Consider the following 10,117-nt stretch of genomic DNA (forward strand, 5'->3'; position numbering starts at 1 on the left):
CCTGCTTGGGGAGCGCCCTATTGAAAGCACGTAGCGGTGGCGACGCGCAGTTCTGCCTGCTGCGCTGATCGCGACGACACGTCCATGAGCAGCCCGGTCGGATTTGTCCGGATGTAGCAGCATCAGCGCGCCTAATGTACTCTCAAGAGAACACGCTTTTTCGCATCGAGAAGATGCTCATCGAGCGTCGCGTGCAGCGCAGCTCGCAGCTCCGGCTGGATCGAACCATCCGTGTCGATCAATTCCCGAAACTTTCGAATGATGTGTTCTATCATTGCGATAGATCCGAACGTTTCCATATCCTGTGAGGACATCCTCGAATATCTCCTTTTTGAGTGCAGCGCGCGCGACTTCGTCGCGGGCCCCGACTTCAACGGTTTGCCGCAACAGCTCTTGCCGATGAAGAAGGTTGCCTCTGGCGCCGCGTGCTTAAGGCGAATTGTTTGGTCACGACGCTAGCAGGCGCACCCTCTTCGAGATCTCGCAGAAGCAACGCGCATTCGCGGCTGCAATCCCTTCGCGCTTGTGAGCGTCGGCCATGGTCGGAATATCGGAACGTCGACCAACTCGGCTGTCACGCGTTGGAAACCGCGATCAGGCGCTTCAGTCGAGCGGCTGCGGCGCCGCGATCAAGCGAGTCTTGCCCAAGTGCAACGCCTTCCTGCAGCGTCGAGGCCCGGCCGGCCACGATCAATGCCGCCGCCGCGTTCAAAAGCGCGGCGTCGCGAAATCGACTTGGTGCGCCATCGAGCATGCTTTGCAGCGCGGCTGCTCCGGCATCGCCGCTCTCCAGCACCTCCTCGCGGCAGCGGGGGAGCCCGGCTTCTTCCGGCGTCACTTCGAAGGTGCGGACTGTACCCGCCTCAAGTGCGGCAACAAAGGTCTGTCCGGTGAGGGTTATTTCGTCGAGCCCGTCCGAGCCATGAACCACCCATGCCGATTCGCCACCAAGGTTCTTCAATACGTAGGCCAGAGGCTGGACCCATTCGCGAGAGAATACCCCGACGATCTGCCGCTTGACCCTGGCCGGATTGGACAGAGGTCCGATTAGATTTAAGATCGTGTGGGTCCCAAGTGCGGTCCGGATCTGGCCAATGCGCTGCATCGCCGGATAACGGGCCGACGCAAACATGAAGCCGATGCCGGCTTCGTGCACACAACGGGCAACGGCTTCGGGCTTGAGATCAATCTTCACGCCGAGGCGCGCCAACACGCCTGCGGCACCCGAACCCGAGGACACAGCGCGGTTGACATGCTTGGCGACAGGAACGCCGGCCCCGGCGACGATAAACGAGGCGCACGTCGACACGTTGACCGAACACATAGGGGCGTCGCTCGTGCCGGCGATATCGATGGGGTCGCATGCCGCCTCGACCCGCGGCATTCTACTCCGCATCGCGGAGGCTGCGCCGGTGACTTCTTCGACCGTTTCGCCGCGGACCCGCATTCCCATCAACAAGCCGCCGATCTGCGAGGGAGTCGCGTGGCCCGACATCATGCTGTCAAAGGCTAACGCGGTTTCGTCACGCGTCAGAGTGGAGCCGGTGGCAACTTTGCCAATGATCGATTTGAGCGCTTCCATCGAACTTTACACGGTCCCTATCCAAACCTTAGGCTCGTCCGTTCAACGGGGTCTTTCGTTGAAGAGATATCGCATTGGTTGCATCGAAGCAGCTGGCCGCCCCATCCGCGCGCGGCTGATACTTCATTGACCCTTGCGTATCGGTCGGTTGAGCGCAGGGGGGCCGGGTGAGGCTACAACCTGACGCTACGTGAGGGTCAAGCGCACCATTTCGTGGTACCGTCCAAAGGAGATCGCCGGCCAAGGACAACAGTGCAGGCGCGTGGACGCCAGCACCAACAATAATGTCTCGCGCCGGCGCTCGCCGCGGCCGCCTCTTGATCGCGGTATCCCGACCCGATGCACCGCATCCTTCGAAGCCGTTCAGGTCTGCGGGCGCCTCCGTCGTGGAGCGTTGAAGGGGCGCTCGCGACAAACCGGCTCCGCCAGATTGTAAATGAATTGCGCAGAACGCGCCCCGAACATCGTAGAGCGGCTGAGAGCATCATGGACCCGCCGGAGCGTGCGTTCGTTCAAACGAGTCAGGGGAGAACCACGCCCCAATTTGCAGTGCTGATAGAAACACAAGGCAATCTCGGCATCGCCACGTTGTGGAATGAAATGCGTTCGAGCATGGCGGAATCGGTCACCACGTGAACTCTACCTTCGGACGGTCGCCGAAGGTGGCATGTCTCGAGCCGGACATCGTGTTCGGTCCTGCTTTACAGTCGGAATACGCCGTACTGCGGCGTGTCGGCTGGCGCATTGAGCGAAGCGCTCAATGCGATTGCGAGGGCGGTTCTGGTGTCGACAGGATCAAGGATACCGTCGTCCCAGAGCTCGGAGGTCGCATAATAGGCGCTCGATCGCTCGCGATATTGCTCAAGAATTGGTTCTCGAATGGCTGCCAATTCCTGCTCGGAGAGGCGTCCGTCCACGCGAGCCAATTGTCTCGCCTTGACGTGGGTGAGAACGCCTGCAGCCTGGTCGGCGCCCATCGCAGATATCTGAGAATTCGGCCAGCTGAACACAAATCGAGGATCAAACGCGCGTCCCGACATAGCGTAAGTTCCCGCGCCGTGCGAGCTATTACAAACGATCGTAAACTTCGGCACGGACGCTCCGGACACAGCCATGATCAGCTTGGCGCCATCCTTGGTGATCCCACCCCGCTCATATTCGCGGCCAACCATGAAGCCCGTGACGTTCTGCAGGAAGAGCAGGGGCGTTCGGTTCTTGTCGCATAATTGGATGAAATGAGCGCCCTTCAGCGAACTATCGCTGAACAGCACGCCGTTATTGGCAAGGATCCCGACTTGATATCCATAAAGCTGCGCAAAGCCACACACGAGTGATGTCCCGTAGCGCGGCTGGTACTCATGAAATCGGCTGCCATCGACCAGACGGGCGATGATCTCTCGCATGTCGAACTGCGCTCGTGCGTCCTTTGGAATGATACCGTAAAGTTCGGATGCACTATAGGCGGGCGGTTCAGGGGCGACTCGATCGATCCAGGGTTTCGCCGGCTGGTGGAAGCGAGCGACGACGTCGCGTGCAATCGCAATTGCATGCATCTCGGACCTTGCGAAGTAGTCACTGGTGCCCGACACGCTGGTATGCATGAGGGCGCCGCCAAGGTCTTCGGCGGACACTTGTTCCCCGGTGGCAGCCTTTACGACCGGGGGGCCGCCGAGAAAAATCGCTCCCGTACCTTCGACCATAATGTTGTATTCACTAAGCGCCGGGACGTAGGCCCCTGCCGCGGTGCAATGGCCCATGACGATGGCGACCTGCGGCACTCCCATCTTCGAGAGAATGGATTGATTCCGGAGAATTCGACCGGCGTGGTAGCGATCAGCAAAGAATTCCGCTTGCAAAGGGAGGAATCCGCCAGCGCAGTCGCACAGATGAACCATCGGCAGACGGTTTTCGATGGCGATATCTAAGGCGCGCACGATCTTCTTGACCGAGAGCGGATACCATGCGCCGCTTTTCACGCTGGCATCGTCGGCGTGAACAATCACCTCGCGACCCGCTACAATGCCGATGCCGACGACCTGCGCGGCGCCGGGCACCTCGCCGTCGTATGCCTTGTTGGCGGCCAGCGTGGAAAGCTCCAGAAACGGGGTTTCCGGATCGAGCAAAGCTTCGACTCGCTCGCGAACAAACAGCTTATTCTGTCGACGCAGTCGCTCGAAGTCCCGCTCGGGCCGGTGGAACCGGGCGGCGCGTTGACGTTCCTTCAATTCGGCCGCAAGTTGTCTGTTATGGAGGTCGTTGCGACGAAACGCTTGCGAGTTCACGTCCGCAACGGAACCGATCCGCTGCATTTCAGCGCCCTTCTTTGGAGAGCGTGACCAGCACAGCGTCATGCTCGAAGCTCTCGCCTTCCTTGACGTGAACCCGATCGACGATGCCATCCTGTGGTGAGCGTATGATCGTTTCCAGCTTCATGCTCTCAATCGTCATCAGCGCCATTCCCGCTGAGACTGATTGACCAGGCGAAACGGTGGTCGCAACAACTACGCCAGGCATCGGCGCCCGGGCGATTAGAGGGCGCGTTCCGTCATTCGCGGGAGCGAGCGTTCGCAACGGGTCAATGTAACGCAAAATACGGGCTCTGCCGCGTATATGTAGATGAATGAGCTCGCCCTCGATGGCGAACCTGACCGGTTCGCTCTCACCCGCAATCGTCAGGATACCGCTACTCTCACTGTGATAAGTGAATGCGACGGGGGTAATCACTTGGTCACGCAAATGGAGCCGGTAGCCCTGCTGGCTGTTTGAAAGCCATAGCCTATGGTCTACGCCGTCGATCTCGAATGAGTGATGCACGTCAATTCCTCCAGCTGCCGAGTGCTGCGTGAAGCTCTGGCACGGCGTTTGCGGAAGCGCGCACCGGTCCCGTCAGGAGAGCGGCGCATGCCAGGAACGCGGACAGTCCGGTAGCAAAGTTGCCCGCTGCGAGATGTGGGTTTTCTTCAAGGTATCCCGTATGGAACTGACCGCCGAGAAATGCCTCGTCAGCCAGGATCCGGGCGAGCAAGCTTGCGTTGGTCTCGCACCCGAGTAGAACAAGCTCTCGAACCGCGCGATGGGCTTTCAGAGCAGCCTCTGCGCGGGTTGGTGCATGCACGATGATCTTTGCGAGCATCGGATCAAATGCCGGCGTGATGCGCTGACCTTGCATGATGCCGCTATCGATCCGTACGCCATCCGGATATTCGAGAAGAAGTACGTTGCCAGTGGTTGGGACGTATCCACGTTCGGGAGCCTCCGCGTACAGCCTGAGCTCGATTGCATGCCCATTCGAAGCAATATCGGATTGCGAAAGTGCAAGTTCGCGGCCCGCGGCGGCATAGACTTGTTCGGCGATCAGATCGACGCCGGTAATCATCTCGGTCACTGGATGCTCAACTTGAAGGCGAGTGTTCATTTCGAGAAAGTAGAACTCGTCTTCGCTGAGAATGAACTCAACCGTTCCAGCATTTTGATATTGCGCTGCACGGGCGATGCCGACAGCGGCTTCGCAAATCCGTGTCCGCAATTCTGGTGACAGCGCGGGCGAGGGCGTCTCCTCGATGATCTTCTGGAAGCGCCGCTGCACCGAGCACTCGCGCTCGAAGAGATGGATCAAGTTACCGAAGGCGTCGCCGAGCACCTGTACTTCAATGTGCCGCTGGAGTTCGACATATCGTTCGACATAAAGTCGGCTATCTCCAAAGTAGCGGCGCGCTTCACTGCGCGCCTGCTCAATGGCTGCCTCCAATGTATTGAGGTCGCGTACAATCCGCATGCCCTTGCCGCCACCGCCCCCTGATGGCTTAACGAGCAAAGGAACTCCAACAGCCGTCGCTCTCGAAACGAATGTCGCTGGATCGTCTTCTTCGATGGCGCAAGGCGCGACTGGAAAGCCGTTCCGCTGAACGAAATTGCGAGCCCGGATCTTGTCCCCCATTAGGTCGATGATTTCCGGAGCAGGCCCGATGAAGGTAATACCGGCCTTTATCACAGCCCTGGCGAACTCCGCGTTCTCGGAAAGCAATCCGTAACCCGGATGCAGCGCCCCAGCGCTCGCCTTGCGGGCGGCACCGATGATCTGCGCGATGTCCAGGTAGCTCGCGATCGGCGAGCGGCCGCTGATCGGAATCGCTAAGTCGGCCATGGAGACAGCGGGGCTCAGGGCGTCAGCCTCGTGGTAGGCAATTGCAGAACGAAGTCCGAGCTTGCGCAGCGTTTTGATGATTCGTGCAGCTATCTCGCCCCTATTGGCGATCAGAACTGTATTGAATGGGAATTTGTGCATTTGCCTATCCGGACAAGCGCGCTCGGGCCAGAGCTTCTGTCAGTTGTGAGCGATTGACGCCACTCTCGATGGCCGCGCTTTTCACTTGCCCTGGTGCTAGGTCGGGCTGGAGCCATTTCTGAGCGTGAGCTGATCGGGCACCGGCATTGTTGGCGATCCGTCACTTCGATTCGCTGTTTTTCTTGCCAGTATCTCGTACGGAGATCACGTAACGACATTGCTGGCTGAGGCTCGCTTGCTTGGATCTGAGACAAGAAGTGATGGCGACACGATCTGGTATTTGGCTGCTACACAGGCGGAACACATCCTCCATGCAAGCCTCGTTCTCCTCTGCGGTCGGCGCCTGGTCGCGCGCGTTCAATGGCTCGGGGATTACAGCTGTCATTGCGACAGCAAGGGCGATCGCGCAGTGGCTGGCGTTGAGGAGCGAAGCCAAACGGATTCGTTGGTTTTGAGTCATGATATCCCTTCAAGTCGATGGGGCTGTGGTTATTTACCGGCGTGAAGCGCAAGATGACCTGTCGACCGGGAAACAGGCCGGGGTCGCAATTCCCAATACCTGTTAGGAAGCGTCTCAATTGTCGGAGGTGGTCCCCACTTGTTTAGGATCGTACAATCTGACGCGACGTGCGATTCAAGCCCCTTCGTGGGCCCAATCGTCTGAAGATATTTGGGATGTGCATATTCCGTGTACAGTCTTACACGTGCGGCAGGGCGAGGGCGTCTCAGCTGGAAGAGCGCACCTAGTGTTTCTGAACTGCGGTTTTGCATGGCGCGGGGCAGCACAAGCATCAGCCACCGCGTAGCCATTGGTGTGACTGTCGGCTTACGCCACCGAGGCCACGAGCGTCGCTGTTACGCAATCATACGCAGCGCCGGTGTCGCATTTCTTTGATGTGCGAATTGCATGCTCACCGCTATGAATCCGATCCAGTCTTTCTGGTGAACCGCATATCGGCCTATGGCTTCCGGCTGAACGACATAGAATATTATGATGTCTGTAACTTCCTCCATTTCAAGAAAGAGCAATCCTGAGTAAATAGTCAGAATAGTGCCGACCGTGCCCGGAAATTTAGATCTTAGATCATCGACGTCAGCCGGATCAGGCAAGCAGCGGGAGAGGGCGGCCGCCAATTGCAAAGCCGGCACCTTGTGGCGACGAAAAGCGCGCCGAACAAGCCAAGCCGAGACCAGTGACCCTCCGCCGATCAAGACGGTGCCCGGTCCGGAGTTTTCTTTGATCTTCCCTCCTGCCGCCTACGATGAAGCAGAGATCATCCCTCCCAGCCTTGGCGTTTCGAGGCAAAGCGGCCTGTGCGGCTTTCTTGAGACTGTGTCGTCCAAGTCACCAAAGGGCTTGAGCTTCGGCCTATGTTCGCCCGAAGCGAGGATTTCCATGTACGATATCTACTTGAACGAACGGAATGACCTTCTCGTCGTTCCTCGAGGCAATTCCATTCCCATCGATTTGAACAGGAACTGGCGGAAGAAGCGCTTCGTACGCTCGGTCAGCGAGCAAATCCGCGAAGACGTCCGGATGAATGGCTACCATCGGCGAAAGTTGCCACTAAGTCGTTCGATGAAAACGTTAACTGACAAGCCAGCTTGATCTACAAACAAGGGGTGATCGGCAAATAAATTGCAAGCGGTCGTATATTCGCGGAGGTTTCATTTCCGGACCGGCTGGCGCGCCGAGAACACCGAACCTCCGTCACAGCCAGCGGCACGGCAAGCGATCGCCTACCACAAGCAGGACTTTACTTTAGTCAGCGCGGCTTCCGCGCCTCAGTGGTCCGCATGGTGTGTACGTTTTTGAGGCCATGCCGAGACGGGAGCCAATTTTAGGAACAGCGGGCTTGGATTCCGGTCCAGCAGCCCCGTCAGAATCCAGGCGAGGTAGTTCAAAAAGCAGAATCCGGTTCATCAAGTCATCAGCAGTCCAAAACTTAAACGATCGCGCCCTGTCCCCTCTACGGCGCGCCGCTCAACGAGCGGCTTTGCAGGCTACTTGGCTTCTTCCTCCCTCTCGCAAAACAAGGCGATGCGATCAATAACGTGTTAGTCCGGACAGGTGAGGTAGGCCAAGGTCGAGCATCAGTCTCTGCCCCGAGTAATGTTTGCCTCCGAATTTTCAAAAACAGAAATCAGTGAGCAAACCGGGCGGGCCCGGATTATGATACCTGCCGGTCGCTGACAATTCTTCGTCGAGATTCACACGCGTTTATTTCCGGAACCCAAATTCATTCCGATCATACGAACAGTGGGCAGGTAATTTTCATTTCGTATTTTTTCAGCCCTAGTACGGCCGCTGATTTCGGCGACCGGCGGTCCGGCGATCTCAGCTTGGCCCCAGCTTGAACTCCTCGCTGGGGCCGCTTCTTTTATGAAACTTATTGATGCGTTATGGCTGAGAGGGGCACTGCTGGAGAGTCTTGTTCTTGCTGTCGTTACTGGTGGTCGGCGCCGTTCTTTCTGAACCGCGGATGAGGTTTTACACGGGGCCACGGCGAACGGGTATCTGGAAGCTGAGGAAGCAAAGACACTGGGGTCCGCCGAGCTGGTCTTATGACTTCGCTGGTCGGGCAGCTCGACGATGCTAGAAACCGTCGCGTCTGTCAAAGCTCTTGGCCCACGTGAGGGATCGGGAGACCGCAGCTCGGTTGGCGTAAAGCTTAAGAAATTGCACATCGCGCGCGGCTTCGTCCAGAGCGGCCTTTTGCCATTGCCTCTACAGCCTGGACAACGCGCCGGCGCGCTGCCTGATTTTGTTCGATCGAAATGCGCGCAGTAATCGAATATCTCTGCTGCGTCTCGAGCGAGTTGCTCCTTCGTCAAAAATCATTCCCTGACCTGCCTGACCTTTTGCTCCCTCAGCATCAATTCCATAACATGCTGACACACACATTCTAGGATTGATCTGGATCATCAATTAATAGGACAGTGCATGCCGAATTGAGGGACGCGATAGGCGCAGTCGATGAACACGCGCTCATGGTACATCATTGATTTGCGGTGGTTGGTCGGCGGAGCCCATCCAGGAGACGAGATGAAGCGCACAATCGGCGCACTTTCCGCAGCATACCTTATTTTCGACGACTGCCATTCTCGCGGATGGCGCTTCGGACAAGTCGTCCGGCCATGAGATGCAAATACGAGGTCTAATAAGGGCACCCCGGCGCTTCGGACGGCGCGGCAAATAGGAAATGCAGGCAAGAGGTCGAAAGCCAGCCCCCCGGCGCATCCGATGCGCTCCTGGTCGGACGACGGGTCGAACACTGGAGTGAAAAGAGGCAACTCCAGGTGATCCAAATGGCAAGTAAGCCAGGCTCGCCACCGCTGTACTGGGGCCCGATTCATCCCGCGTGAAGGCTCAGCGCCGCTGAGACAATGGTCAGGCCAAGCAACTTAAGTCTGGGTCGGACCGCCGCTGATATGGATAGGTCGATGGTTTGGGCCATTCGGGTCTCGGGGCCAACTGCCGATCCAGCTCCAGGCTGGCAACGGCTGCCGTCGTTGCAAGCTTGCCCGAAGTCGAAAACCCTGGCATTGCTGCCAGGGTTCTGCCTGTCATCGATGCTTTGAGAGGCTGGATCAGAAGTCCATGCCGCCCATGCCGCCGCCCGGAGGCATTGCGGGACCGGCCGCGATCTTCTTCGGCAGTTCGGCAACCATCGCTTCCGTCGTGATCAGCAGCGCCGCCACAGAGGAGGCGTTCTGGACCGCGATGCGTACGACCTTGGTCGGGTCGATGATGCCCTTGGAGACGAGGTTGCTGTACTCGCCAGTCTGCGCATCGAAGCCGTAAGAGTACTGATCCTTCTCTAGGACTTTGCCGACCACCACCGAGCCGTCTTCACCGGCGTTGATAGCGATCTGGCGGGCCGGCCAGGACAGCGCCTTACGCACGATCTCGACGCCGGTCTTCTGGTCGTCGTTCTTGGTGCGCAGTCCCTTGAGCTGCTCGGATGCACGGAGCAGGGCGACGCCGCCGCCCGGCAAGATACCTTCCTCGACAGCCGCGCGGGTCGCGTGCATCGCGTCATCAACGCGATCCTTGCGCTCCTTCACCTCGACCTCGGTCGCGCCGCCGACGCGGATCACCGCGACGCCCCCTGCGAGCTTGGCGAGACGCTCCTGCAGCTTCTCACGGTCGTAGTCCGAGGTGGTCTCCTCGATCTGCGCCTTGATCTGGGCAACGCGGGCGTCGATGTCGGCCTTCTTGCCGGCGCCGTTGACGATCGTGGTGTTCT

General features: G+C 58.5%; 8 protein-coding genes. 1 reads left to right on the plus strand and 7 read right to left on the minus strand.

Annotated features, from left to right (window positions below; all coding sequences use genetic code 11):
• Positions 1–131: 131 nt before the first annotated feature.
• Positions 132–314 carry a hypothetical protein gene (locus H8A95_RS15730; protein WP_229171350.1) on the minus strand — a complete coding sequence of 61 codons (183 nt, stop codon included), beginning with the start codon at positions 312–314 and terminating at the stop codon, positions 132–134.
• A 260-nt stretch (positions 315–574) separates the two neighbouring features.
• Positions 575–1,582 carry an anthranilate phosphoribosyltransferase gene (gene trpD / locus H8A95_RS15735; RefSeq protein ID WP_229171351.1) on the minus strand — a complete coding sequence of 336 codons (1,008 nt, stop codon included), beginning with the start codon at positions 1,580–1,582 and terminating at the stop codon, positions 575–577.
• 486 nt (positions 1,583–2,068) lie between these two features.
• Between trpD and H8A95_RS15740 the strand changes: the two genes are divergently transcribed.
• Positions 2,069–2,218, plus strand: a complete 150-nt coding sequence (locus H8A95_RS15740) for a hypothetical protein (protein WP_229171352.1) — start codon at positions 2,069–2,071, stop codon at positions 2,216–2,218.
• 65 nt (positions 2,219–2,283) lie between these two features.
• On the opposite strand, the gene H8A95_RS15745 is transcribed toward H8A95_RS15740, so the two are convergent.
• The 5 genes from H8A95_RS15745 to H8A95_RS15765 all read right to left on the minus strand — a co-directional run.
• Positions 2,284–3,891 (minus strand): acyl-CoA carboxylase subunit beta, encoded by a 1,608-nt coding sequence (locus tag H8A95_RS15745; RefSeq protein ID WP_229183939.1) that lies wholly within the window; start codon positions 3,889–3,891, stop codon positions 2,284–2,286.
• A gap of 1 nt (position 3,892) precedes the next feature.
• A complete protein-coding gene (locus tag H8A95_RS44170; protein ID WP_229171354.1) occupies positions 3,893–4,396 on the minus strand; it encodes an acyl-CoA carboxylase biotin carboxyl carrier protein subunit in 504 nt (167 codons plus the stop codon).
• 1 nt (position 4,397) lies between these two features.
• Complete coding sequence (locus H8A95_RS15755) at positions 4,398–5,867, minus strand: acetyl-CoA carboxylase biotin carboxylase subunit (protein WP_229171355.1); 1,470 nt, start codon at positions 5,865–5,867, stop codon at positions 4,398–4,400.
• 160 nt (positions 5,868–6,027) lie between these two features.
• The gene (locus H8A95_RS15760; protein WP_229171356.1) at positions 6,028–6,327 is read right to left on the minus strand and encodes a hypothetical protein; all 300 of its coding nucleotides are present in this window, start codon (positions 6,325–6,327) and stop codon (positions 6,028–6,030) included.
• A gap of 3,131 nt (positions 6,328–9,458) precedes the next feature.
• On the minus strand, positions 9,459–10,117 hold a 659-nt coding region (locus H8A95_RS15765), incomplete at its 5' end, for a TCP-1/cpn60 chaperonin family protein (RefSeq protein ID WP_274617419.1).

Origin of the sequence: Bradyrhizobium oropedii, assembly GCF_020889685.1 — a bacterium.
GTDB classification, from domain to species: Bacteria; Pseudomonadota; Alphaproteobacteria; order Rhizobiales; family Xanthobacteraceae; genus Bradyrhizobium; species Bradyrhizobium oropedii.

Excerpts from the sequence above, each read along its gene's own strand:
- trpD (WP_229171351.1), bottom strand. The coding sequence starts at position 1,582 with ATGGAAGCGCTCAAATCGATCATTGGCAAAGTTGCCACCGGCTCCACT.
- H8A95_RS15745 (WP_229183939.1), bottom strand. The coding sequence starts at position 3,891 with ATGCAGCGGATCGGTTCCGTTGCGGACGTGAACTCGCAAGCGTTTCGT.
- H8A95_RS15755 (WP_229171355.1), bottom strand. The coding sequence starts at position 5,867 with ATGCACAAATTCCCATTCAATACAGTTCTGATCGCCAATAGGGGCGAG.
- H8A95_RS15740 (WP_229171352.1), top strand. The coding sequence starts at position 2,069 with ATGGACCCGCCGGAGCGTGCGTTCGTTCAAACGAGTCAGGGGAGAACC.
- H8A95_RS15760 (WP_229171356.1), bottom strand. The coding sequence starts at position 6,327 with ATGACTCAAAACCAACGAATCCGTTTGGCTTCGCTCCTCAACGCCAGC.
- H8A95_RS15730 (WP_229171350.1), bottom strand. The coding sequence starts at position 314 with ATGTCCTCACAGGATATGGAAACGTTCGGATCTATCGCAATGATAGAA.